Annotated in this window: 25 protein-coding genes; 14 read left to right on the forward strand and 11 right to left on the reverse strand. The window is 67.9% G+C overall.

The genetic code is table 11. The annotated features are described in order from the left end of the window. Window positions 1–85 precede the first annotated feature (85 nt). Entirely contained in the window at window positions 86–841 is a 756-nt protein-coding gene (locus ABZY11_RS04815; protein ID WP_356477752.1) for an acyltransferase, read from the reverse strand. Between the two features lie 181 nt (window positions 842–1,022). Between ABZY11_RS04815 and ABZY11_RS04820 the strand changes: the two genes are divergently transcribed. Continuing rightward, entirely contained in the window at window positions 1,023–1,553 is a 531-nt protein-coding gene (locus ABZY11_RS04820) for a gamma carbonic anhydrase family protein (RefSeq protein WP_356477753.1), read from the forward strand. Between the two features lie 91 nt (window positions 1,554–1,644). On the opposite strand, the gene ABZY11_RS04825 is transcribed toward ABZY11_RS04820, so the two are convergent. Beyond that, entirely contained in the window at window positions 1,645–2,304 is a 660-nt protein-coding gene (locus ABZY11_RS04825; protein WP_356477754.1) for a DedA family protein, read from the reverse strand. Window positions 2,305–2,463: 159 nt separating this feature from the next. After that, the gene (locus tag ABZY11_RS04830; RefSeq protein ID WP_356477818.1) at window positions 2,464–2,901 is read right to left on the reverse strand and encodes a DUF4442 domain-containing protein; all 438 of its coding nucleotides are present in this window, start codon (window positions 2,899–2,901) and stop codon (window positions 2,464–2,466) included. 153 nt (window positions 2,902–3,054) lie between these two features. On the opposite strand from ABZY11_RS04830, the gene ABZY11_RS04835 reads away from it, so the two are divergent. Continuing rightward, window positions 3,055–4,104: a hypothetical protein gene (locus ABZY11_RS04835; RefSeq protein ID WP_356477755.1), complete on the forward strand. Its 1,050-nt coding sequence runs from the start codon at window positions 3,055–3,057 to the stop codon at window positions 4,102–4,104. A 62-nt stretch (window positions 4,105–4,166) separates the two neighbouring features. Continuing rightward, on the forward strand, window positions 4,167–5,465 hold the full coding sequence (locus ABZY11_RS04840; protein ID WP_356477756.1) for an MFS transporter: 1,299 nt from the start codon (window positions 4,167–4,169) through the stop codon (window positions 5,463–5,465). On the opposite strand, the gene ABZY11_RS04845 is transcribed toward ABZY11_RS04840, so the two are convergent. The 4 genes from ABZY11_RS04845 to ABZY11_RS04860 form a co-directional block, all read right to left on the reverse strand. Beyond that, window positions 5,427–6,272 carry a fused MFS/spermidine synthase gene (locus ABZY11_RS04845; RefSeq protein WP_356477757.1) on the reverse strand — a complete coding sequence of 282 codons (846 nt, stop codon included), beginning with the start codon at window positions 6,270–6,272 and terminating at the stop codon, window positions 5,427–5,429. The genes ABZY11_RS04840 and ABZY11_RS04845 overlap by 39 nt on opposite strands. Before the next feature lie 22 nt (window positions 6,273–6,294). Continuing rightward, window positions 6,295–7,140, reverse strand: a complete 846-nt coding sequence (locus tag ABZY11_RS04850; RefSeq protein ID WP_356477758.1) for a patatin-like phospholipase family protein — start codon at window positions 7,138–7,140, stop codon at window positions 6,295–6,297. Window positions 7,141–7,214: 74 nt separating this feature from the next. Then, a complete protein-coding gene (gene tuf, locus ABZY11_RS04855; protein ID WP_356477759.1) occupies window positions 7,215–8,396 on the reverse strand; it encodes an elongation factor Tu in 1,182 nt (393 codons plus the stop codon). A 92-nt stretch (window positions 8,397–8,488) separates the two neighbouring features. Further along, window positions 8,489–8,626, reverse strand: coding sequence for a hypothetical protein (locus ABZY11_RS04860; RefSeq protein WP_356477760.1), 138 nt, complete (start codon window positions 8,624–8,626; stop codon window positions 8,489–8,491). 181 nt (window positions 8,627–8,807) lie between these two features. On the opposite strand from ABZY11_RS04860, the gene ABZY11_RS04865 reads away from it, so the two are divergent. Further along, the gene (locus ABZY11_RS04865) at window positions 8,808–9,521 is read left to right on the forward strand and encodes a TVP38/TMEM64 family protein (RefSeq protein ID WP_356477761.1); all 714 of its coding nucleotides are present in this window, start codon (window positions 8,808–8,810) and stop codon (window positions 9,519–9,521) included. Window positions 9,522–9,734: 213 nt separating this feature from the next. After that, window positions 9,735–10,607, forward strand: coding sequence for an undecaprenyl-diphosphate phosphatase (locus tag ABZY11_RS04870; RefSeq protein ID WP_356477762.1), 873 nt, complete (start codon window positions 9,735–9,737; stop codon window positions 10,605–10,607). Window positions 10,608–11,303: 696 nt separating this feature from the next. Here ABZY11_RS04870 and ABZY11_RS04875 read toward each other — a convergent pair. The 4 genes from ABZY11_RS04875 to ABZY11_RS04890 all read right to left on the reverse strand — a co-directional run bounded on the left by ABZY11_RS04875 (window position 11,304) and on the right by ABZY11_RS04890 (window position 14,832). Beyond that, a complete protein-coding gene (locus tag ABZY11_RS04875) occupies window positions 11,304–11,450 on the reverse strand; it encodes a hypothetical protein (protein ID WP_356477763.1) in 147 nt (48 codons plus the stop codon). Window positions 11,451–11,702: 252 nt separating this feature from the next. Further along, window positions 11,703–12,344 (reverse strand): HAD family hydrolase, encoded by a 642-nt coding sequence (locus ABZY11_RS04880; RefSeq protein WP_356477764.1) that lies wholly within the window; start codon window positions 12,342–12,344, stop codon window positions 11,703–11,705. 492 nt (window positions 12,345–12,836) lie between these two features. Further along, window positions 12,837–12,998 (reverse strand): hypothetical protein, encoded by a 162-nt coding sequence (locus tag ABZY11_RS04885; protein WP_356477765.1) that lies wholly within the window; start codon window positions 12,996–12,998, stop codon window positions 12,837–12,839. A gap of 1,324 nt (window positions 12,999–14,322) precedes the next feature. Then, window positions 14,323–14,832 (reverse strand): helix-turn-helix domain-containing protein, encoded by a 510-nt coding sequence (locus ABZY11_RS04890; RefSeq protein ID WP_356477766.1) that lies wholly within the window; start codon window positions 14,830–14,832, stop codon window positions 14,323–14,325. 422 nt (window positions 14,833–15,254) lie between these two features. Here ABZY11_RS04890 and ABZY11_RS04895 point away from each other — a divergent pair, with 422 nt between their 5' ends. The 9 genes from ABZY11_RS04895 (at window position 15,255) to ABZY11_RS04935 (ending at window position 24,414) form a co-directional block, all read left to right on the forward strand. After that, a complete protein-coding gene (locus ABZY11_RS04895) occupies window positions 15,255–15,647 on the forward strand; it encodes a hypothetical protein (RefSeq protein WP_356477767.1) in 393 nt (130 codons plus the stop codon). Window positions 15,648–15,788: 141 nt separating this feature from the next. After that, the gene (locus ABZY11_RS04900; protein ID WP_356477768.1) at window positions 15,789–17,093 is read left to right on the forward strand and encodes a hypothetical protein; all 1,305 of its coding nucleotides are present in this window, start codon (window positions 15,789–15,791) and stop codon (window positions 17,091–17,093) included. Window positions 17,094–17,293: 200 nt separating this feature from the next. Further along, entirely contained in the window at window positions 17,294–19,321 is a 2,028-nt protein-coding gene (locus ABZY11_RS04905) for a phage tail tip lysozyme (RefSeq protein ID WP_356477769.1), read from the forward strand. A 196-nt stretch (window positions 19,322–19,517) separates the two neighbouring features. Continuing rightward, on the forward strand, window positions 19,518–20,519 hold the full coding sequence (locus ABZY11_RS04910) for a hypothetical protein (protein ID WP_356477770.1): 1,002 nt from the start codon (window positions 19,518–19,520) through the stop codon (window positions 20,517–20,519). Next, window positions 20,516–21,217 carry a hypothetical protein gene (locus tag ABZY11_RS04915; RefSeq protein ID WP_356477771.1) on the forward strand — a complete coding sequence of 234 codons (702 nt, stop codon included), beginning with the start codon at window positions 20,516–20,518 and terminating at the stop codon, window positions 21,215–21,217. The genes ABZY11_RS04910 and ABZY11_RS04915 overlap by 4 nt, the downstream gene beginning before the upstream one ends. 74 nt (window positions 21,218–21,291) lie before the next feature. Next, on the forward strand, window positions 21,292–22,080 hold the full coding sequence (locus tag ABZY11_RS04920) for a hypothetical protein (RefSeq protein ID WP_356477772.1): 789 nt from the start codon (window positions 21,292–21,294) through the stop codon (window positions 22,078–22,080). Beyond that, the gene (locus ABZY11_RS04925; protein ID WP_356477773.1) at window positions 22,077–22,814 is read left to right on the forward strand and encodes a hypothetical protein; all 738 of its coding nucleotides are present in this window, start codon (window positions 22,077–22,079) and stop codon (window positions 22,812–22,814) included. The genes ABZY11_RS04920 and ABZY11_RS04925 overlap by 4 nt, the downstream gene beginning before the upstream one ends. Before the next feature lie 62 nt (window positions 22,815–22,876). Further along, window positions 22,877–23,386: a hypothetical protein gene (locus ABZY11_RS04930; protein WP_356477774.1), complete on the forward strand. Its 510-nt coding sequence runs from the start codon at window positions 22,877–22,879 to the stop codon at window positions 23,384–23,386. Then, entirely contained in the window at window positions 23,386–24,414 is a 1,029-nt protein-coding gene (locus ABZY11_RS04935) for a hypothetical protein (RefSeq protein WP_356477775.1), read from the forward strand. The genes ABZY11_RS04930 and ABZY11_RS04935 overlap by 1 nt, the downstream gene beginning before the upstream one ends. The last annotated feature ends 64 nt before the right edge of the window (window positions 24,415–24,478 follow it).

Raw genomic sequence — 24,478 nt, forward strand, 5'->3', positions numbered from 1 at the left:
GCGGGGGGTGCAGGCCGCCGGGGCCGGTCTCGCCCTGTTGGGCACGGTGCTGCTCGCGACCGGATGAGGCCCGGCGCCCGCCGCGTCAGCCGACGGACGGGCCCGATGCCTCGCCCGGTTCCGCCAGGGCCAGCAACTGCTCGGGCGTGACACCCGTCGGGATCGGTACCGGAGCAGGGGTGCGCAGCGGCGGCTGCCAGCCCTTCTCGGGATCCCAGCTGCGTACGACGCGGGCGGGGGCGCCGGCCACCACCGCACGATCGGGCACCTCGCCCCGTACCACCGCTCCCGCGGCGACCACCACATTGCGCCCGAGTGTGGCCCCCGGGAGGATCACCGCTCCGGTGCCGATCCAGCAGCCCGGCCCGATGGCGACCGGCTCCATCCGGGGCCACTGCCGGCCGACCGGCTCGTGCGGATCGTCGTAACTGTGGTTCGTCGATGTGATGTAGACGTACGGCCCGCAGTACGTGTCCGAGCCGATGGTCACCCTGGTGTCGGCGACCACATGGCTTCCGCGACCGAGCACCACCCCGTCCCCCAGGGTCAGGATCGGATCGGGGCCGAGGTCCAGATCGGGCATGAGTCCGGCCGTCAGCGTGACCTGTTCACCGATCACGCAGTGCGAGCCGAGCTCGATCCACCGCTCCCCGAAGACCGTGCCCTGCGGAAAGGCCAGCCGGGTGCCTGCGCCGATCCGGCCGAAGCGCAGCGCGCCGGGACGGTCCGCGGTGACGGCGCCCGACTCCTGCACCCAACGCCAGCCGCGGTGGACGGCCCGGGACAGGGCGCGCCGCCGCCAGGCGGCGAGAGAAGAGAACGCGTTCCTGTTCTTCGGCACTCGCACACGGTAGTCTGCGGCGCCCGACACGATCACCGCGGCCGCCTGTGATGTTCACCCCACTCGGCCGCGGCCCGCCGGCCGTCGCATACCGTTCCTCCGACGGGACCGGACAGCCGCGGCCGGCCGCCGGGACCGGACAACCGCGGCCGCGCAGCACCTGAGCACGGAGGAACGGGCGATGGCAGAGCAGGCGTTGATCACGGGAATGGGCGGCAAGGAGCCGGACATCGACGTGGATGCCTTCACGGCACCGACCTCGGTCGTCATCGGAGAGATCACGATGGCCGCGGGCTCCAGTGTCTGGTACCAGGCCGTGCTGCGCGCCGACTGCGGGCCGATCGTCATCGGAGCCGACAGCAACATCCAGGACAACTGCAGCGTCCATGTCGACCCCGGGTTCCCGGTCACCGTCGGCGAACGCGTCTCGGTGGGGCACAACGCCGTGCTCCACGGCTGCACCGTCGAGGACGACGTACTCGTCGGCATGGGCGCGACCGTCCTCAACGGCGCCCGTATCGGGGCTGGTTCGCTGATCGCGGCGCAGGCTCTGGTCCCGCAGGGGATGCAGGTGCCGCCGGGCTCGCTGGTCGCCGGTGTCCCCGCCAAGGTCAAGCGGCAGCTGACCGAGGAGGAGCTCGAAGGCATCAAGTTCAACGCGGTGGGCTACGTGGAGCTGGCCAAGGCGCACCGCCAGGCCCACGAGGGCTGAGCGGAGGTGACGGTTCGGGGCCGCACCGCCCGCCCCGCACCGTCCTCGTTCCGCACCGTCCGGCCAGTCCCGTCCGGCCAGTCCCGTCCGGTCAGTCCGTGACCGGTACCGGCGCAGACTCGGGTAGGGAGGCGAGCGACGCCCGCTCCGCCGCCTTCTTGGCCCGGTTCTTCACGATCAGCATCGAGATGATACCGATCAGCACCGCGGCCACGAGGCCGACGTAGGAGAACCGCTTGAGCCAGGCCTCGGCGACGACTCCCACCGAGTAGATGACGGCCGTGGTGCCGCCCGCCCAGACGATGCCGCCGAGCACATTGGCGATCACGAACTTCCAGTACGGCATGTGCAGTACGCCCGCCAGCGGACCGGCGAAGATCCTCAGCAGCGCCACGAAGCGGCCGAAGAACACGGCCCACATGCCCCACTTCTGGAACGACCGCTCCGCCATCGCGATCTGGACCTTGCCGAAGTGCTTGGGGAACTTCCCGCCCAGCCGGGCCAGCAGCGGCCGTCCGCCCTTGCGGCCGATGGCGTATCCGATCGAGTCGCCGATGATCGCGCCGGCCGAGGCACAGGCGCCGAGGACCCACGGGTTGATGCCGTCGTGCCCGGCGGCCAGGAGCGCCGCGCTGATCAGGACGATCTCGCCCGGTAGCGGAATGCCGAGGCTCTCCAGCCCGATGACCACGCCCACCAGGGCGTAGACGCTGATGGCGGGGATGGTCTCCAGCCATTCCTGGATGTGCAACGCCGGTTCCTCCCGTAGCTGATGCATGTTGCCCGCCGGGCAACTCCTCGGCGCACGGCGGGAAGCCTACCTGTCCCGCCGACCGCGCGGGCAGCGCCAAAAGCCGCCACGCACCCTCTCGTTGAGGTGCGTGACGGCTCTCCGTGGAACCGGCCGGGATCAGGCGTTGGGACGTAGCGTCCAGACGACCGTCATCTCACCGGTCACCGCGCCGTCCGCGCGCTGGATCTCGATGGCCACGGGGAACTCCGGCCGCTTGCCCTCGTCGAGTTCGGCGATGACATCGGCCACCGGGCGGCCGAGGGTCGCCGTCGCGGTGACGACACCCTTGGCCAGCTTCTTGTATCCGATCTCCGCCTTCACCGCGAGCGGCACGGCGCGCGACATCTGGTCGCCGAAGGCGGCGATGACGATCGCTCCGCTCGCCGATTCCGCCAGCGTGAACATCGCTCCGGCATGCGGTCCGCCGACGTGGTTGTGGTATTCGGCCTGGTCCGGCAGGCGGACCACCGCACGCTCGGCGGTCGTCTCCAGGAACTCGAGGTTGAGGGTCCGGGCCATCGGGACCGTCGCGACGAGCATCTCGCCGACGGTCATCTGTTCAGCGCTCATGGCCAGATGTTACTCATGAGTAGAACTCTTTGACCATCCCCGGCGCTCCCCTGCGCCCCTCCTTGATCACATCCTTCACCGTCCGCACACGGGGGCGGGCGTAGCAGACCGGCCACCACCCCTCTATCGTTACTCGCCATGTGGCCAGGACAGCAGCCGCCCGGGGGCGAGCAAAACCCGCAGGACCAGAACCAGAACCCGTACCAGCAGCCGGGGTACCAGCAGCCGAATCCCTATCAGCAGCCGGGATATCAGCAACAGGGACAGCCGGGGCATCCGCAGCAGGGCCAGCAGCCCGGTTATCCGCAGCCGAACCCGTACCAGCAGCCGACCGTGCCGCAGTACGCGGTGCCCGGCCCGCCCGGCCCCCCGCAGCCCGGCGACAACAAGAAGAAGACCACCGTCGTCGCGATCGTCGCGGCCACCGCTGTCGTCGTGGCCGCCGTGGTGACCGGTGTCGTCGTGATGAACAAGGACGACAAGGGCAAGGACGTCGCGGACGGCAAGCAGTCGTCGGCGCCCAAGCCGTCCGGGTCCGCCTCTTCCGCCGAGGCGAACCCGCGTGGTGACGACGGGGACCCCAAGCCCCTCATCCCCGGATGGAAGGTCGTCACCAATCCCAAGTGGGGCACGCAGTTCGACGTGCCAGGAGACTGGGAGGTCGGGACGCCCGGCACGTTCTCGTACTTCGAGGACGACAAGAAGGGCGACGGCTCGCCCCTCATCGGTTTCTCCGCGCCGTCGTACTTCCAGAAGAAGTGGTGCGTGGACGACTCCGACAAGGACGGCACCGACGAGGACATGAGCCTCGCGAGCGCCGGCACCAGGGGCGCCCAGGGCGCCACCGACGCCGCCAAGAACGCCCACAGCGAGGCCGGCACCTGGGCGTGGGCCGCCTACGCCCAGCACATGCCGGAGAGCACCATCAAGTTCACCGAGGCCAAGCAGTACACCACCAAGTCGGGTCTCACCGGCCAGGTCGTCACCGCCACCGCCCCGAACGTCACGAAGCGGAAGAAGTGCGACAGCGACGGCAAGACGATCGCCTTCACCTTCAAGAACAAGAAGGGTGAGTTCGCGTCCTGGGTCCTGTACGGAGCCGACTCCGTCAAGGACGAACTCCCGGACACGACAATCCAGAAGATCCTCAGCACCGTGCGGCTGGTGGACGTCGTCAAGTCCGACTGACCTCCCTTCGTCCCCCGGGAAAGCAGTTGGCACGGCGAGGGCGCCGAGGCGATAGTCCCCTGGTGACTGTCGCCTCCGCCCCCGCGTCCTGTCCGCTGCGCCCCGGCCGCAACTACCGTCTGCTGACCGCCGCCGCGATCATCACGGGCCTGGGTACCCATGGCGCGCTGATCGCGGCGGCGTTCGCCGTTCTGAACGCGGGAGGTGACGGCGGCGACGTCGGTCTGGTGGCCGCCGCCAGGACCGCGCCCCTGGTGCTCTTCCTGCTGGTCGGCGGGGCGCTCGCGGACCGGCTGCCGCGCCACCGGGTGATGGTCGCGGCGAACGCCCTCAATTGCCTCTCGCAGGCCGCGTTCGCCTGGCTGGTCCTGGCCGGTGATCCGAAGCTGTGGCAGATGATGCTGCTCACCGCGTTGTGCGGCACCGGGCAGGCGTTCTTCAGCCCGGCGGCCGAGGGCATGCTGATGTCCAGCGTCAGCCGTGAGCAGGCGAGCCGCGCCTTCGCTCTGTTCCGGATGGCCATGCAGGGCGCGACGATCGGCGGCGCGGCGCTCGGCGGCGCCATGATCGCGGCGATGGACCCGGGCTGGGTGCTGGCCATCGATGCAGCGGCCTTCGCGGTGGCCGGTGCGTTGCGCGCGTTCCTGGACGTCAGCCACATTCCCCCGCGCGCGCCGGGCGGCGGCCTGCTCGCCGACCTGCGGGACGGCTGGCAGGAGTTCATCGGCCGCCCCTGGCTGTGGAGCATCGTGGCGCAGTTCTCGGTGGTGGTCGCCGCGGTGGGTGCGGCCGAGTCCGTGTACGGTCCGCTGGTCGCCCGGGACGAACTCGGTGGCGCCCGCCCCTGGGGCTTCGCGCTCGCCGCGTTCGGGGCCGGCACCCTGGGCGGGGCGCTCCTGATGATGCGCTGGAAGCCCCGGCGGCTGCTGCTGGCCGGGACGCTCTGCGTCTTCCCGCTGGCGCTGCCGTCGGCGGGCCTCGCGGTGCCGTTGCCGGTGGGCGGACTCTGCGCGGTGATGTTCGTCAGCGGAGTCGCCATCGAGGTGTTCGGGGTCTCCTGGATGACGGCCATGCATCAGGAGATCCCGGAGGAGAAGCTCTCGCGCGTCTCGGCGTACGACTGGTTCGGCTCCGTGGCGATGATGCCGGTGGCGACCGCGCTCGCCGGTCCGGTGGAGTCGCTGGTCGGGCGGAGCGAGGCCCTGTGGGGTTGTGCGGTGCTGATCGTGCTGGTCACGGGGGCCGTGCTGTTCGTGCCCGGGGTACGCGATCTGACCCGGGCCCCCGCCACCACCGAGGTGGCGAAGGACCGGGGACCGGCCTCAGCCGATGCTGAAGGCTCCGTCGGGCGGCTCGGGTGAGGCAACCGCTTCACTGTCCCCGACCGGCCGGGCCGCACCGGCCAGCCGGTCCAGCGCGGCACCGTACTCGACCCTGGCGGGGAAGGCGTCGGCGGCGCAGCGGCGGGTCAGCGTCGCGGTGTCGATGGGGCTCGCGGAGGCGACGAGCACCAGGTTGCCGAAGCGCCGGCCGCGCAGCACCGCGGGTTCGGCGATCAGCGCGAGTTCCTCGAAGACGGCCGCGAAGGTGGCCAGTTGGGAGCGGAGGAAGCCGAAGGGCGCACCGTCCGCGAGGTTCGCGGCGTAGATTCCGCCGTCCCGCAGCGATCTGCGGGCAGCCTGCGCGTACTCGACGGAGGTGAGGTGGGCGGGTACCCGCGAGCCGCCGAAGACATCCGCGATCAGGATGTCGACGGAGCCGGGCGCGGTCTGTTCCAGGTGGCTGCGGGCGTCCGTGCCGTGCACGGTGATCCCGCTGCCGTCGGGAACCGGCAACTGCTCGGCGACCAGTTCGAGGAGCCCGAGATCGGCCTCGACGACGTCCTGGCGGGAGCCGGGCCTGGCCGCGGCGACATAGCGGGGCAGGGTGAGCGCACCGCCGCCGAGATGGAGCACGTCCAGCGGTGCGCCCGGTGCCGCCGCGCAGTCGACTACATGGGCGAGCCGTCGGGCGTACTCGAACTCGAGGTGGTCCGGCGCGTCGAGGTCCACGTAGGACTGGGGCGCGCCGTCGACGGTGAGCAGCCAGGCCCTGTCCCGGTCCACGTCGGGGAGGAGTCTGGCGGTGCCCTGGTCCACGTCCCGGATGACAGGTATCGAGTCGTTCACTCCCCCATTGTGGGGTGCCGGATCAGCTGCTCAGGACCGCGGCGACCGCTTCGGTGTGTGCCGCCGACTGGGCGAGCCCGGCGCGGGCCGCCGCGGCCCGGCAGCTCGGGTCCAGTGGGTTGCGGCCGAATGCCTTCTTCGCGGCCGCGTCCGGGGTGATGACCTCGACATGGGCACCGTTCGCGGCGAGTTCGGCCGCCTGCGAACGCGGCGAGACGATGACCTTGTTGCCACTGGCCGACGGCGCGATGACGACGACGCGTCGATAGCCCGCGGCGAGCTGGGCGTTGGCCGTGGAGTACACCCCGCCGTCGATCCAGGACCGTCCCTCGACCCGGGCGACGGGCCAGACGGCAGGGACCGCGGAGCTCGCGGTGACGGCGTCGCCGAGGGACACTCCGCTGTCCTTGTCGAAGGTGTGGAGTTCGCCGGTCGTGGCGTCGACGGCGGTGACGATCAGGGGACGCCCCGGCCACTCGGGCGACAGGAGACGGCCGGCGATCGCCTCGCGCCGCTGCTCCTCGGTGATCCCGAGCCGGGCGCCTTGCGCAATCCTGCCCAGCTTCCGGCCGTACGCCTCGGGTGTCCGTGCGGACAGTACGGCCCCCGCGTACCGCAGCAGCGTGAGCATGCCGAGCTTGCCGCCCGTCACGCCCTGCGGATCGGCGAGCTGGAGTTCGTAGAGTTCGGGAAGGCCGAGCAGTCCGGAGGCCAGCTGGGCGCCGACCATCGCCCCCGCCGAGCTGCCGATGATCAGATCCGCCGCGGAGAGGTCCGCGCCCGACTGCGCGAGCCCGTGCAGGATTCCGGTCTCCCAGGCGCTCCCCGTGACACCGCCGGAGCCGAGTACCAGTGCTGTATCTGTCATGCCGTCAGTCTCGCGCACGGCGCCGGGGCCGCCTCCCGTGGGGTACGGGAGACGGGCCCTTGGTGCGCCGCGGCTCAGAGCAGTCCCGTGACGGTGCCGGCGCCGACCGTGCGTCCGCCCTCGCGGATCGCGAAGCCGAGTCCGCTCTCCAGCGGGACGTCACGTCCCAGCTCGACGGTCAGGTCGACCGTGTCGCCCGGTCGCGCCACCGCCACCGCGCCGAGGTCGACGTCGCCGACGACGTCCGCGGTGCGGATGTAGAACTGCGGCCGGTAGCCGGTGGTGACCGGGGTGGTCCGGCCGCCCTCCTTCGCCGACAGGATGTACACCTGCGCGGTGAAGCGGCGGCTCGGTGTCACGCTGCCCGGCGCCGCGACCACGTGGCCGCGGCGGACCCGGTCGCGCTCCACCCCACGCAGCAGCAGGGCCACGTTGTCACCGGCCTCCGCGGACTCCATCGGCTTCCCGAAGGTCTCCAGGCCGGTGACGACCGTCTCGATGTCGGCGCCGAGCACCGAGACCCGGTCCCCGGTACGGACGGTGCCGCGCTCCACGGCTCCGGTGACGACGGTGCCCCGGCCGGTGATGGTCAGGACGTTCTCCACCGACAGCAGGAACGGCGCGTCGGTGTAGCGCACCGGCATCGGTACGTACGTGTCGACGGCGTCCAGCAGCGCCTCGACGGCCGCGGTCCAGCGCGGGTCGCCCTCCAGGGCCTTGAGGCCCGACACCCGTACGACGGGAACGGAGTCACCGCCGTAGCCGTGCGCGGAGAGCAGCTCGCGGACCTCCAGCTCGACCAGGTCGGTCAGCACAGTGTCCTCGCCGTCGTCGACGGCGTCCGCCTTGTTGAGCGCGACGACGATGTGGTCGACACCCACCTGGCGGGCGAGCAGCACGTGCTCGGCGGTCTGCGGCATGATCCCGTCGAGCGCGGAGACGACCAGGATCGCCCCGTCGAGCTGGGCGGCGCCGGTGACCATGTTCTTGATGTAGTCGGCGTGCCCCGGCATGTCGACATGCGCGTAGTGGCGGGTGTCGGTCTCGTACTCGACGTGCGCGATGTTGATGGTGATGCCGCGCTGTGTCTCCTCCGGCGCCCGGTCGATCCGGTCGAACGGGACGAACGTGCCGGTCCCGCGGTCGCTGAGGACCTTGGTGATGGCGGCGGTCAGGGTGGTCTTGCCGTGGTCGACGTGGCCCATGGTGCCGATGTTGAGGTGGGGCTTGGTGCGCACGTATGCCGTCTTGGACATGGCTCATTCCTTGGTGCTCGAAGCTGAGAGAGAAGACCCCAGGGCCCCGCCGACCCTCCCCTTGCGGGGTCCGCCGGACTGTCGGGGGAGGGTCAGCTTCGGGCGCCGCCGATGGGCGCTGCGGCAGCGGTGAACGCTGCTGCGACAACTGCTGCGGTGACGGGGTTCACGGCAGCCTTCGGCGCGTCCGCGACTGCGGACGGCGCTGCGGGGAAGGCGTACCGGAACATGGGTCGATCATGTCCGACGGGCATGGCCGCGTCGAATGGTTTTCCGGCGGACGATGCGGTCCCGGCAGGGGAGTTCGGCCCGCGCCGGCGGCCGGAGCAGGCGAGGGGTGCGGCATCGACGGACCGGCTCCCACCGGGCGCATTGCGGCGATCACCCACCGGGGTCGGTTAGTCTCCCGGCATGCTCGACCCCGTCCCCGCCGCCCGGCCCGCCACCGGCCTCGCCGTGCGCTGCACGAGGGCGCTGCTCTCGCCCTGGTCCCGGTTCTCGCTGCTCGTGGCCGTGCTGCTGGGCGCCGCGGCGACGATGCTCCTCCTCGAACCGCAGCGGCTGCTCGCCACCGGCTGGCCCGCCCAGCTCAGCGGTGGCGCCGTCGCGGTGCTCCTCTTCGGTGTGGCGTACGGCGTGTGCACCGTGGCCTTCGTTCCGCGGCCGCTGCTCAATCTCGCCGCCGGCGCGCTCTTCGGTACGCAGGCTGGACTGGCCGCCGCACTGGCGGGGACGGTGCTCGGCGCGGGCATCTCGTTCGGGCTGGGCAGGGTGCTGGGGCAGGACGCGCTCCGTACCCTGCTGCGCGGGCGATGGCTGAAGGCGGCGGACGGCCAGTTGAGCAGGCACGGGTTCCGCTCGATGCTGGCGTTGCGGCTGTTCCCGGGCGTGCCGTTCGCGGCGGCCAACTACTGCGCGGCGGTGTCGCGCATGGGGTATCCGCCGTTCCTGGTGGCCACCGGCCTCGGCTCGATCCCGAACACCGCGGCGTATGTCGTCGCTGGCAGCGAGGCCTCGTCACCGACGTCGCCGGCGTTCCTGGCGGCAATGGGGTTCATCGTGCTGACGGGGCTCGGCGCGGCCGTGGTCGCCTGGCGCAAGCGCCACCGTCTGGCCGCCGAGTGAGCCGGTGCGCACGGCGGCCGGAGCGGGGGGCGGTGGGCGGCCCGGGGGCACGCGTAACGCTGTTCATCTGAGGGCGGTACCCTGCCCGCGACCGACCGAAGATCTCCGGGCCCGTCACGGCCCTGCCCCCAATTGACCGCAAATGCGCACGCTGCCGACGGCTCTCGCTGCCGTCGGCCGATGCACGATCACCTCCGGGATGGCCAAAGCCCCATGAGCTGGTTCGAATCGTTCGTCCTGGGCCTCGTTCAGGGACTGACCGAGTTCCTGCCGATCTCCTCCAGCGCACATCTGCGGCTCACCGCAGCTTTCGCCGGATGGCACGACCCGGGTGCGGCGTTCACCGCCATCACCCAGATCGGCACGGAGGCGGCGGTCCTCATCTACTTCCGCAAGGACATCGTCCGGATCGTCTCGGCCTGGTTCCGTTCGCTGACCGACCGGTCGATGCGCAGTGACCACGACGCCCAGATGGGCTGGCTGGTCATCGTGGGCTCCATCCCCATCGGCGTGCTCGGGGTGACGTTCAAGGACCAGATCGAGGGCCCGTTCCGCGATCTGCGGCTGATCGCCACCACGCTGATCGTGATGGGCATCGTCCTCGGCATCGCCGACCGTCTCGCCGCCCGCGACGAGGCGGGCGGGAAGCACCGGGCCGGCAAGAAGCGCAAGACGCTCCGGGAGCTCGGGGTGAAGGACGGCCTGATCTTCGGTTTCTGCCAGGCGATGGCGCTGATCCCGGGTGTCTCCCGTTCCGGAGCGACGATCAGCGGTGGTCTGCTGATGGGGTACACCCGTGAGGCCGCGGCCCGGTACTCCTTCCTGCTCGCGATCCCGGCGGTGCTCGCCTCGGGGGTCTTCGAGCTGAAGGACGCGGGCGAGGGACATGTGTCGTGGGGGCCGACGATCTTCGCGACCGTCATCGCGTTCGGCGTGGGGTACGCGGTCATCGCCTGGTTCATGAAGTTCATTTCCAGCAAGAGCTTCATGCCGTTCGTCATCTACCGCGTGCTGCTGGGCGTGCTGCTGTTCGTGCTGGTCACGGCCGGTGTGCTGAGCCCGCACGCGGGTGAGTCGGCGGGCTGAGGAGGGTCCGATGGGGCGCTTTCCAGCGCCCCATCCCTCGACCTCAGGTGGAGATTTTTAGCGAGAATTAGCGGCAATTCGAGCCCGCTCGACATGATCATCTCCCACTCATCTCCCATTCGATCTCCCACGTAACGGACCAGGGCGAGGCCGCTACCTGGAGACGGACACCTCGTTCGGCCCTGACACAGTCCGGGCCGAACGAGGTCCCTTGATAGACGTCCTTCCGTCCCTGCTTGCCGAGCCTGCCCGCATCATCGAGGTATTCGTCCGCGGCGTGGGCTCGACCGACCCGCCTGGCAATGACGGCGGCCCGCACGTGAAGTGCGCCCCTGCGCGGCGACAGTCGGGGCGCCGTCGGCGGCCGGGCGGGTGTCGGTGGCCTGCTCCAGGGCTCGGAGCTCGGCAGCATGGGCGCGGGCGGCAAAGAAGTCTCGATGAGGTCGCATCCGACCGAGACGGTGAGCAGCGAGTCCTCTGCACCCACTGGTCCAATGTGAAGCGGTCGTCGCTGCTGGAGGTCCAACTGATCGGCGGTCGGCCTTCAAGGGCAGCATGGGGGTCGCCGGGGTCCTATAGCCCTCGTAGTGATGGTCGGTGAAGCAGTCCGGGCACGGCGGGATCCGGCAGATGCACTACACCGCTGTCGCTGCGCTGCGGCACTGTTGGCTTGCTCTAGCGGGGGTAACGTCGAGGTCACAGCCGACCGCCCCAGACGTGGTGGTGGCTGACTTCGAGCATGGCGGCCTTGAGTAGATCGGCCATGGGGCACTGGGAGCCGATCTGGAGGACTTCGCCGTTGGATCCGAGCGCGGTCCAGGACCAGGCACCGTCGTCGCGCATGGCGCGGCTTGGGGTGGACGCGGACCGAGGCGGGTGCCCTGTGGGAGGCACTCTGAGGTCTTCACTGCGTGCCCCACGTCTTCGTCGCGCAGCCCGAGAGTCCAGCCGGTAGCCGTCTTCCGTGTAGCCGCTCCGGAGGCCGCCGCTCACCTCCAGGCGGACGATCCTCACCGGCTCGCCGTCAGGGGCCTCGCGGTCCCCGGGCCGTCCAGACGTGTCCGCTCGACACGCGTTCGGGGCGGGGCTGTTTCGTCAGTAGCTGACGATGCCCAGCAGATCAGTGAGCGAGTCGATGGACCAGTCCGCCGCGGCGCGAACTTGCGGGTCATCAGCCCACCAGTACCCCCACGGGCCACGGCGAAGGTGTGCTGCCCGCAAGCCGGCCGCCTTCGCCGGATAGATGTCGTTGATCGGGTGGTCACCGACATACAGTGTCTCGTGTGGCAAGGCGCCGGATACTTCCAGCACCCGCGCGAAGAATTCCGGGCGCGGCTTGGCGACGCCCCACTCTGCGGACGTGACGACTAGGTCCGCAGGCAGGTCGAGCGCGCGCAGCAGACTGCCCACCTTCGCCGTCTGATTCCCTGCTACGACGACGCGGACTCCGAGACGGTGGAGCCCGGCAAGCGCGGGTCGCACGTCGTCGTATAGATCGGCCTCGTCGAGATGCTCGCCCTGCCCGGCAATCTCCCGGGCCGCATATTCGGCCGAGATGTCGATAGCTGGGCGCAGGAGTCGAAGGGCTTCAGCGTTGTCGCGGCCCTGTGTGACGACAGCGCCCACGAGCGCGCTGAGCGTGTGGGGCTGTACGCCGAGCCAGTCTGCCCACGACGCCCAGTATCGGTCGTCACGGGTGAGGGTCTCTCCGATGTCGAAGACCATGGTCTCAATCACACGACGACCCTACGTAGGTGCCGCTGCAGTCCTGTCTCGCAGCCTGTTTCCGTGTCGATCACTCTTCGGCATGCCGCTCCGGTGCGCTCGCCATTGACGGTGAACGCAGTGTCGGCGTACGGCCTCAGTCGGTTCTGGCAAGGTTTTCGTAGCCGGAGATCTTGCCGGAGCTACGTTCATGTGCAGGCCGGCACGCGGATATCCGCGCGATCTGGCAAGTGGCCCGTCGGGCCGGTCCCATCGTCACTTGAGCGGCTGTGCGACCTGCGCGTGGGGCGGGGCGCGAACTGCGGTCACTCGATCACGATCCGTGAGTCAGACTTGCAGGAACAGGTCGAAGACGACCTGAGTGCATGGGCGGGGAAGCTCGACGCGAGCTGGCCGGATGTGCCTGAGAAGCGCAAAGCTGAGCGTCTGTCGGCTCCTGGCCTGACGCAGCCTCGGTCGCGACGAAACGCCCCGGCTCGCCGCGGTGTTTCGTGCGCTCTCAGTTCAGCGTAGGCCGTCTGTGACATCATGCTCTTCACCAACTGGGAGTGGCTGACGGTCTTCCTCGGAGTCCTCGTTGTAGATGACCGTGGAGACCGCATGGTCGTAGGCGTTGTTGAGGCTGTTGCCGCTCGCGCCGAGTATGTTCTCCCAGTCGATTCCCATGATTACGAGCCTAGCCGTACTGCTCAAGGATCTTGACGACGCGGGCACTGCAGTCGTCGGCAGGGGCGAAGATCGCAGCTTTTTCTTTAGGGGCGATGCGACGCGGGGGCGGTGTCGGCACGGTCTTCGCTGCGGGAGGCGAGGAGAGCGTGCTCAGGATCGTCCGTCGTCGTCTGGATGAGGACCGACAGGGATGAAGCGAGCGTCGAGCCGTACCGACTGATCCATCCCCCACTGGTCGATCGTGGGCGGCAGGTTCGGATGGTCGGGCTAGTCGAACCTGCCGGGACTGGGGCGTCGGCCTTATGCCGGCGCTCCGCGCCTGAAGCACCGTCGCGGCGGAGCCAGGGAGCGGGCCGCCTTGTGCAATCAGTTGCTGATCGCGCCAAGTACGTCGAGCCATGACCACATGGCGCAGGCCGGGCACGCGACTTCGTCGTCGGGCACAGCGGATCCGCGGGCGTAGTTGCTGGAGCTCTGGCGAGAGTGAACGAGTTAGTGACGTTGGACTCGTGATGTCGTGCTGTCGGTCAGGGGGTGTGCTGGTCAGGTCGCGCTCACGTGAGCGCGGAGATCTTTCGCATGGTGGCCTGAGTCACACTCGCCATGCGGAGTACTTCAGCTCCCGACGTCATCGGGCGCTGAAGTACTCGACTCGATGACCTATCGCTGCGAGTCTGATCAATCCCACTGCTCTTGATCGTTTTTATCCGCTGCCTGTGACGCAGCACGTTGGCGTTCGGTAGGCCAGCTGTAGAAGATCTCGTCGGCAACAGGATCGCCGAGGTCAGCCATCTGGCAGATCTCCAGATGACGCCTCGGTGTAGGCAGGCGAGTGCAAGGCCGCAATCTCGTCGTCCGAAAGCTCGTCCTGCGGCAGCTCACGCATCCGTGGTTTCCTCATGCTGGCAGTCTGCCTGCCAGCCCTGCAGGTGGGGAATTGAATGCCAGGGCAGGTTCCGCCGCCGCCTTGCACGAGCCCCGCCGGCCCGCCCCGTCCAACCTCTCTCGCTGGCTGCCCGGCGCTGACCAGTGCAGATCGTCAGATGGCGGTCGCCTCACTGAAATGTCCCTGTGGGATGGACACGATGTCTACCCCGCCGGCGTCTCGGCGACGCGCTGCACACGACGTTGCGCACGCGGATGCCCGTGGCCGGGATGAACCTGTCGGTGTATGGGCTTTTACAGTCTGCGATCCGGGTACGTCACGCGTAAGACCGAATCGGCGCGAGCACCGAGGAGATCATTCAGGCCGGTCGGTTGCAGAACGCCGGGATGTTGAACATCTACAACTGGGAGTTCGACCCAGTCGTCCGCAACAGCGTCATGCGTCTGGGTCTGCGATTTCGGCGGCCGGCTTGTCGCGGACGGGGTCCAGCCGGGCGTCGACAGCCGCTTTGGTCGCGGGGTCGAGCTCGTAGTCGCCGGCGGTCTCGGGGTCGACGTCCCGTGCATGGGAGCGGAAGGCCTCCCGCTCGGCGGATAGCAGTTGAATGGTCCGGGTGATCCGGTGGATCTTCTGGCGCAGCTTCTCCCACTCTTGCTCGGCCAGCGCTAGCTCGGCGAGCTGCTTTTGGATCTCGGCCTCGTTCTCCCGGGCGTAGTCGTCGCTCAGCAGCGTGCCCAGGGGGATCCCGAGAGCGGTGGCGGCAATGACCGCTTCGTCGAGTCTGACCGACCGGGTCTGTAGCTCAATGCGAGTGATGGCGGTGGAGTCGACGTTCGTGCCGAACAGCTCGGCCATGCGCCGCGCCAACTCGGCCTGGCTCACGCCGAGGCGTTCGCGCTCTTTGCGAAGTCGGCGGGCGAAAAGGTCCCCGGGCAGTGGGTTCATGACGGTTTGACACTTCCTGGTCAAGGGCGCGTTCGACGGGGACGTGGGGGCGGTCCGTCTCGAAAGCGAGCGGGTCGACGTCACAGCAGTGCTGGAGCAGCAGAGTACACAGGTCGCACTGCGGATTCCACAGACGCCCGACATACCGCTGCAGGCACCAACCGCGCCCCCCGATTCACCTCGTCTATGAATCCCTTTTGAGTCCCTATCGACAGGACCCTACATGCCTCTGTGACTCATCATTCGAATGAGGTAGATTAGATAATGCAGATTGCACATATACGAGCCACCAGGGAGGTTGACAGCATGTCACCGGTCACTTCTTCTTCTATCATCACCCACTCCCGGTGATCGAGACAGGCTTGTCGCCTTGCGACTTACCGTCATGTCGCGAATGACTCGAAAGGCGAGAGGAAAGAATCATGACGAAGATCTACGAGGCAGCGGTCCTTGCACAGGCCTCGCTGCCGAGTGCCGCGTGGGACCTGACGAACTTCTTGCTGAACGCCAAGTCCCAGATTCAGCAGTGGGGCGGGCTCCTGCTCATGGCGTTCGGTGCTGCCGGCCTGGTCTGGGGCGGCGTGCTCGGGATCAAGAAGCTGATGGCCAACCCGCAGTCGGCGAACCAGCAGTCGAGCTGGGGCACGATCGCCCTTCTCATCCTCGTCGGAGGAGCCCTGGGCACCGGCGGCTGGTCACTGGTCTCGACGATCGGCTCCGGCGGTCAACAGACCATCACGGACCTCGGCGGCGGCACGGTGATCGTCCAGACCCTCGACCAGGTCAGCGGGTTCCTGGGCGGTGCTTCCAAGTAAAAGGCCGTCACGGACCGTGCATGCACACGACCGAGGACAGAAGCGAAGCCGCACCGGGTCGGTAGAGGCGCCAGGCCTCGTCCGGCCCGGTTTGCCGTATCCGGGCCCGCAGCACCTCGCAGGCACGAAGGAGAGCAGGACATGGGGTTCAAGGGCAAGGCACTGGCCTTCAGCAGGAAGTTCAAGCTCGACTCACACCACGCGATCGAGCGCTTTGGAGTGTTCTTCGGCATCTTCGCAGTCACGGGCGCGATCGTGATCGCCGGATCGGGAGCCGCGGCTCTCAAGGCGGGGAATGACGCGCTGACGCAGACGGCGCTGTACACCACCAAGTTCAAGGCGTCGAAGACGAATCTCGACGGCACCGTCGACGGGGTCTACACCAACAAGAGTGACAGCAAGGCTCTCGTGATGATGCACTTCGACACGAGCGCTCAGATCTCGTACAGCGCCGCGGACTACAGGGCGTTCCTACTCGGGTCGGACACCTCGCTGAACAGTGAGCCGGTCAGTACCAGTGGGATCAAGGGTTCCTTCCACGTCTTCGGCTCCACCGGCTACGTCGGGGTCCTTCTGGAGGCCGACGAGTCATTCGACCGCCAGGTTCTCAACCTGACGGTCCGCGCGACCGCAGAGCTCACCACTCCCGGACCGGAGCAGGTCAATAGCACCGACAAACTGGCCGGCGACGAGACCTTCTCCAAGTACGACCAGTGGCGGGTCTTCTTCAACCCCGGCGCGTCGGGGGTCAAGAAGATCGCGGCGCTCGACGCCGTGGCCTTCGACCCAGCGCAGGCCTTCTATGAGGTCGTGCTCAAGGAGCAGGAGACCGAGGCCAGGCACGCCCTGGACCAGAAGCTCGTCGAAATGCGTACGAATCTGACGCAAATTCAATCGTATACGAGTGATCTGGAGACGACTAAGGTCGACGGCCTGTTCTTGCGCCCGCCGACGGTTCCCGCCTCGATCTCCAGCGACAAGGTCACGGGTGTCTCCGCGGCCGAGGCCAGGGACGGTGTCTCGACGCTGGCTCTGCAGACCATGCGCGTCGTCCCGGGCGGCTTCGTCCTCAACTGGCGCGTGGGCAACGTCTACGACGGCTACCTCGAGGCCCTTGTACCGGCCGGGCAGACCTACGCCCAGTTCTTCGCCAAGAAGCGCGACGAGAGCTCGGATCCGACGGGCCAGCAGATCTCGGACATGCAGTGGATCATCTCGGACGGCTCCAGCCTCACCAAGGACTACCAGTCCTCCGACGTGACGATGCGGCCTCTCATGAACGTGATGAACAACCTGTCGCAGGCATATCAGAACTACGCCAGAAACAAGTCCGAGTACCAGTCGGATCTCACACTCAATCTTCTTCGACTGGATGTCAATCTGCGGGACGTGCAGTCCAACAGCACCATTCGCGACGACAAAGAATTCCTCACCACGCTCTACTGAGCATGGCTAGAGAGTGATACATCCCGCTACCTGGCAATGAGCCGAAAGGAAAACGCATGGCCACCGACAAGCCGAATCGGAGTCCCGAGAATGGGACGTCGAAGGACCAGCCGAGCTCGCCGGTGAGTCAGGGGAATCCCTCGCGGGGACGCGGAACCAAGAGTCTCGGCATTGAGAGGGGTTCTGGGGGCGAGGCCAGCGTGCCCAAGCAGCTCCCGGCCCCGGAAGCCGGCGCTTCCGGTTCGGCGAACTCTGCGTTGAAGGTGTCGGATGATGCGGGCAGCGCGGGGGCCGTGGGTGATGCGAATGCCGCGTCCACGGCGGCGAAGAGCATGGATGGGGTCGCCGGGAACCTGGCAGGAGGCGCGACCCAGAAGGCGGTCGAGGGAGACGGCAGCAGCACGGCTCGACGCAACACCGGGCGCTACGCGGGAGCCGCTGTGTCCGGCGCTGTGGCCGGCGCGCAGGCTGGAGCCGCTGCGGGCGGCGTCGGAGCGCTCCCCGGAGCCGTGATGGGCGCGGCGAAGAACGTCGGCATCGAGGCGGCCAAGGATGCGGTCAAGGGCGCCTCCGAGGTCACCGGCGGCAGCCCGGACGCCAAGCCCGCCGACAAGCGCGACCTGGGTGCTGGCGGCACCGGCTACGAGCGCGGCATCAAGAAGGACGACGAGGCCATGGGCCCGAAGGTCGCCAAGGGCGTCACCGTCGGCGGTGCCGCGGCCGTCGCTCCTCCGGCCATGGGCGTGGTCATGGCCATGGCCCTGTTGAACTGGCTGAAGTCGATGTTCTTCGCCGCCATGGCCCTGGCGGTCAACGCCGCGAATCTGGTGTGGACGTTAGTCACCAACATCATCAAGGCGATTGGCCACGCGATCGCAGCACCGTTCATGGCAATTGGCAGCTTCATAGCCAACACCGCCGGCGCGGTCCTGGGCATCACCGTCACGGCGACGATGGCCCCGTTGGCCGCCGCGATGTCGGGCGTGGTCGCGTTCGTGAGTTCTGTGGCCCTGCTGGGCACGCTCTTCACCGGCCTCCTCGACTCGACAGCTCTGACCGAAGGCAACACCGGCTCGAACGGAACGGCGTGTGCAGTCCGCACGGGCGGCGGCAACGGCGCCGGGGCCGGCATCTCGGCGGACATGGAGCAGAACGCGAAGGAGATCTACTCGGTGCTCAGCAGCTGGGGGATGCCGAAGGAGAATATCGCGGGCATCCTCGGCAACTGGTCGCAGGAATCCGGGATCGACCCGACGAGCGTGCAGAACTTCCCGACGGGGACGTATGACATGCCCGACGAGAAGGGGCGCGCAGCGCAGAACACGGACAACGGCATTGGCCTCGGGCAGTGGACTTTCGGCCGCAACAAGCTACTGCGGGAGTACGCGAAGGGTAAAGGCGTCGACTGGTACACGGTCAAGGCTCAGTTGGCATTCATGTTTGAGGGTGACAACCCGGGCGATATCAGAGTTTTCAAGGGCATGCTCAAGAACTCGCAGGACTCGCCGAGCGCGGCGGCGCTGCACTTCCACAAGGAATGGGAGCGCTCCGCCGACGGCTCCGCCGGGATCGCCGCCCGCGGTGCGAAGGCCGAGATGTGGTTCGGCAGGATGAGCGGTTGGTCGGTCGACAGCTCCATTGTCGGCGGCGTCGAGAACATTGTTGGCGGGATCATCGACGCGATCGGGAACGGGATTAACACGATCCTGGGCAACTGCGAAACCAAGGCCGACTCCGTCACGCCGAAGAACGGCGGGATGACGCGGGACGAGGCCCAGGCGCTCGTCGACCTCTTCAACAAGGAGGGCGACAAGTTCCTTGACGGCCGCTACGGCGACCAGGGCGGACCCGGCTCGTGCGGGGGTAACCACGCGATGAACTGCGTAAGCTTCTCGACCTATTTCGTGAACAAGTACACGACGTTCCAGACCTACCCCAAGGGAGACGGCAAGCGGACGGCGTACACGATCTCGGAGGAGACCGGCAAGAAGATGCAGTCAACCCCGGTCCCTTACTCGGTCGGATCCGGTCCGAGCACTGTTCCTGCCGGCCACACCCTCGCGGTGCTCGGGGTTCAGGGCGACAAGGTCATCGTCGGTGAGGCAGGCTACTGCGCCTATATGGGCCGGGTACGTGTCGACAGCGCGGCGCGGATGAAGGCCGCGGGCTGGAAGTTCGTGGACATGTCGGATCAGATGCTCCCGACCGGCAAGGTCAAGAAGTCCTGATGCGCTGCACGTGACCTCGGAGCGAGAAGCCGGTGCCCGGCGATCCGGGCACCGGCTTCTTCATGTCCGGGACAGGGGCTGTGTGTAGCACCTGCCTTCCGACACCCTGTCGAATGGATTCCAACTCATTCATGAATGGCTTTCAAGATAGACTTGAGTCACTTATGAGTGCAATGTTGAGTGAGGGGTGCGTGCCATGACAACAGCCGATGACGCGTCCGAAAGTACGGGCCCAGGGCAGGAGATCGGTGACACGGCGTCGGCCGTGCCGATGCCCGAGGAGAAGCCCGCAGCGCCGAGGACGCACAGGAGGGTCACCGGCGTCGATCTTGAGGAGCGCTTCACGGGCTGGACGATCCGCCGGCGCGAGAAGGTCCGGGCACGTACACCTGAGGACAGCGCACGTCTGATCCGGCGCGGCGTGGCCGCGGCGATGGGAGCGGCGATCCTCGCCCTGATCGTCGCCACGGGCGTAGCGGGCGAGAGTTTCAGGACAAGCAAGGCGGACAACGGGGCCCGCATCATCCAGTTCGAGGGAAAGCTGGCTGATGCCCAGTCCACGCCCGTGAAGGCGGACGCCGGCGCACAGCTGTCGAAGCTCACCGAGGCGGCAGCTGCCGACGCGGGGAAAGTCGTGACCGGACAGCAGGCATTCGCCGAGCTGTACTACCGGGCCAGCAGCCAACCCGGCCCGGGCAACGGCGCTCCCAACCGGGCCACGTTCGACATCATCATGCACCGCCGGGAGATGGCACCGCTGTTCAGCAAGGACTCCTTCCTGGTCAATGACAAGGAGGCGTACAGCATGACGTCGGCGACGCCATTCGACGCGACCACCGAGATCGATCCGCGCTACGCCTGGTACATCCGCAACGACGGCCAGGATGCCGCCGACCCGAGCACGTACGCGTGGACGGTCGAGACGGTGATGCCCGACCTGAGCCCCAAGGGCACTCCGGGCGCGACGAACCAGGTGGAGGTCGTCTGGCTGTGCCGGGATACGAAGTCCGGGGCGGTGCTCGCCTGGGCGAGCGCGGACTACACCTACGACGGCAAGGGCGGTCTCTTCTCCGGTCTCGATGTTGTGGTGGCCGCCGCCTCTGAGGAGCACGAGATCCCCGCAAGCAAGAAGCCGGACGGGCCCGGCCTCCCCGAGCTCGACGACTCGGGCGCGCAGAAGAAGGGCTGGTATCAATGACGGAGCAGACGGCGGTATCGGCGCGGCGGGGGTTCTTCTGGCGCAACGCCTGGGTCCTGGTGACAGCGGCGGTTCTTGTGGTCGTCGCGACCGTCGCCGGCCTGACCTGGAGCAGCCAGCGTGCAAGCCTGGCCGAGCAGGAAGCACGGATCAGTGAGGCCGAGGGGCAGCTGGCAGGCATCCGGAAGAAGAACGACGAGCAGGTGGACGCGGACGTCCTCCAGGCCCTGGGCGTCAGCCGGAACCGGCTGGGCACCGACGGCGCGATCATCAAGTCGCTGCTCGGAATGACCTTCACGTGGGACTCGGGGCAGCGCTACGAGGAGGCGCGCGAGCGCCTCAAGCGCCGGTTCGGCCTCACCGAGAACAAGGTGTTCCTGAAGTCATTCATGCCGCCGTCGCGGTTCAACGAGGACACCCAGAGGCGGCGTTACTACTACCTCGACACGATCGGTCTGAACTCGGCGCTCGGCGAGGATCCGGACGTCGAGGTCGTCGACGTCAAGGCAGGTGACTACACCTACGCCGTCATGGCTGACGTCGAGGTCACCTCCGACGCGGTGACCCAGAACAGTGCCAGCAACGCGAGCGTCACAGCGAACCGGCGGGTGCTGATCTTTGTCACGGTCGACGCTCAGGGCAAGGTCTCGAATCTGTCCGGCGTCCCAGCGAGCGGCGAGACTCGCCATTCCGGATGACTCGCCCCATCTTTCGACTCGCCCTATTGATAGAGTCGCCCTGGCATTCGAGTGGAAAAGCGAGTTGATGGCTAATGGCATCGAAACAGACTGACGAGTCGGGCGACCGCGCGGTGCGCAAGACGCGCTTCGTCGCCACATCCTCGTCCTCGGCGGAAGGCACGGACGCTCCGGAGCAGACGGAGCTCACGGACTGCCTGCGCACACCCACCCTCGTGGCCGGCGTGAGCATGAGCGTGGCCGCACTGCTGTGCTTTGCACTCTCCGCGGGGTTACCCGGCGGCCAGACCGCAGCGAGCGACGAGGCCGTACCGAAGGTCTCCTCCCTGCGGGCGCAGATCCGGACCGCCGAGGCGAAGACGGCCGCGCTGCCGAAGGCCAACGACGCCGAGCGCGGCCTGACCGAGGCCCTCGCCTCGGCCGGCCGGGTCGCGGCTCTGCAGAACGACTACCGCTACCTGACCCCCGGTGTGTCGGCGTCCGGCGGCAAGCTCGACGCCGCGGCGTCCCAGTCGACGCTTGGCAACCTCATCCCCTACTTCGCCCGGTCAGTGCATCAGCCGGACCTCAGGCCGTGGTACCTGCTCGCCAGCGACAAAGACGTGGCGGCCGGCATCGGGATCCCGATGAGCTTCGACTCCGGCTTTGCGTGGGTCGCCCAGGTGCCCTACCTGGTCAATGACGACAACACCATCACGGCCACCTGGCTTGCGATGGAGACCAGGACCGGCCAGGGCGAGAAGCCGGCGGTGCTGGCGTGGGCCCGCGCCGACTACGACCTGGCCCGCAAGACGTTCTCGGACATCCAGACCGGCACGACGGCCACGGGTGAGGCGCTGCGGCAGGAGGTGAAGACACCGTGAACGAGAACATCAAGGGCCGACTGCGCCAGCACACCGGGAAGCTTTTGATCGGCGGCACCGGGACGTTGCTCGCACTCTCGGTGCTTACGCTCGGCTCCAGCCTGGTCGGCGACAGCCCTGCCGCGTCGGACACAAGGCCTGACGCGCTCGTCAAGCGGCTCAAGAGCGACCTCGACAAGGCGCAGGCCGAGCTCAGGACGCAGCACGCTGCGCTGCTGACCCAACTGCCGGGCGTGGACGTCGAGCGGGTGGACCGCGATACGGCAACGGGTCGGTCCCTTCTGCTCAGCCTGACCGACAGCTCGGCGTCGACTCGGACCGTCAAGGAGCAGCAGGCACTGCTCGACGCACGCTACGGCTGCCTCGACCACGAGTCCCGTGTGCTCACCGAGTTCGTACCGGAGTGGATGACGGCGACCGGGGCCGTGCAGGGCTCGGGGACGACGTACACGCTCGCCGGCCTCGATATCGACGTGAGCCGGGTGCAGGGCCTGGATTACTCCTACACGGGGGTGGCCCGGCTCGATCCGGTCCGCGTCGGAGCGGATCGGAACAGCACTGCCAAGAGCGAGTTCGTGGTTTTCACCTACGCCACTTCTCAGGACGGCACGGTGACGTTGCTGGATGCCTACCGGGCTTCGAGCAGGACACGCGACGCGCTGGCCGCCGCTGACAAGGACCAGTACGCGGAGCCGGGCAGCACGGCGGCATCCTCCCCCAAGCCGACCGGGTGACCGAAAAGCCGATCGCATGGGCGTACACCCGAGAAGACATCAACGAGACGAAGGAGGAGAACATGTCGACCCCGACTCTGGACAAGACCGAGACGACGATTGCGACGAGCACGGTCACGACGGCGAAGAAGTCCATGAAGGAGCAGGTCTCGAAGTTCCGCACCGGATGGCGGCGTCTGGCTCCGAAGAGGGAGGGTGGCAGGTTCTCCCTCCTGGTATGGGCGGGGCTCTTCCGGGTGGTCCTCCTCGTCGTCGACTGCCTGCTGGCGTTCATCACGGCCGTGGTCATCATCCCGCAGCTGGGCGCATGGCTGCACCAGCAGTCGGGCGCGTCCCAGGGCGCGCTCACCGCGGCCGGGACCATCGCCATGTGGCTGATGCCCCTCCTCTTTCTGGTCGCTCTGCTCGCCGCAGGCGAGATCGTCCTCATGCGTGCCATGTGGCGCTCGGCCACGCGGATGATCACGAAGATCCGGGACGCCCGGCGCGGGGCGACCGGCGCCGACGCTGCATCGACCTATACGGCCAGGACCAACGAACAGAGCAAGACCACCCGCAAGAGGAGCAAGTGATGCGCACCGCGGGACTGACGATGAACAACGCATGGGCACACCGTGTCCTGCGCGAGCAAGGAGTGGAGACGTACGGGCTGGAGGGGATGGCCGCCGAGATCTGTGTCCTGGTCGAATCACTCGAACTCATGCACCGGGGCAAGGAGGAGAACTACCGCCCGTATCTGCACATCATGGGCGAGCTGCGCTCGGTCACCCCGGCCGAGGCGCTGCCGTTCGGCATCTCCCAGGTGACCTACTCCCCCGGACAGGGCGAGAAAGTCGATGCCTTCTACGAGTTCGACGACCAGCAGTTGGTCGTACTCGCCGGGAAGGGCTACTTCACGAACGGCTTTGCAGTACCCGAGCAGATCACCGGGATCGAGTGGGAGCTGCCGACCACGGCAAACATGCTCGTGCTCGCTCCGTCAGGGACGCAGGCCGAAGGCGATGCGCCCGTGGTCTTCACTCAGGTACACAACATCGGTGGCTTGGAGATCGATCTCGAGTCCAGCGGCTACGACCTCGCCGGGTACTTCGCCGACCATTCCAAGGACGGTGCCTCGCAGACCCAGGTCGTGGTCGACGAGCGTGGGCTGAAGGCGCGCTCGGATGCGGTCAACTCCCTGTTCACCGAGGAAGAACTGGGCCTGGGCTCCGAGGCCGAGCAGGTCATCGCAACGCCCGCGCCCGAGGCGGCACCGGCCGCCGACGGCATGAGCACGCGCCTGAAGCAGGTGGAGGCGGAGATCGCCGCCGAGCGCGCGCAATACCAGGCCGAGCGAGGGCGCACCGAAGGCACCACAGAAAACCTCTACCGGGAGCACGTGGCTGCAGCGTTGCGCACGGAGGAACAGGGCGAGCCGTTCGCTCCACCGCATCCGGCCCATGGTGTGCAGCATGACCTGGACCTCGACCTGGAAGAGCAGGAGCCCCAGCAGCAGACGGGTATGCCCGCTCCGAGCCTGGACGAGCGCAAGCACCACCTGGCCCGGCGCGCGGCCGATCTCGACTTCGGCGACAACAGCGAGCAGGCCCTGGGGTCCTGAGGGCGGACCAGGCATGGCGAATGCGGCCCCGGTTGCTGGCGGACAGCAGCCGGGGCCGTAGTGC

Origin of the sequence: Streptomyces sp. NPDC006510 (assembly GCF_040611955.1) — a bacterium.
In the GTDB taxonomy this organism is placed as follows: Bacteria; Actinomycetota; Actinomycetes; order Streptomycetales; family Streptomycetaceae; genus Streptomyces.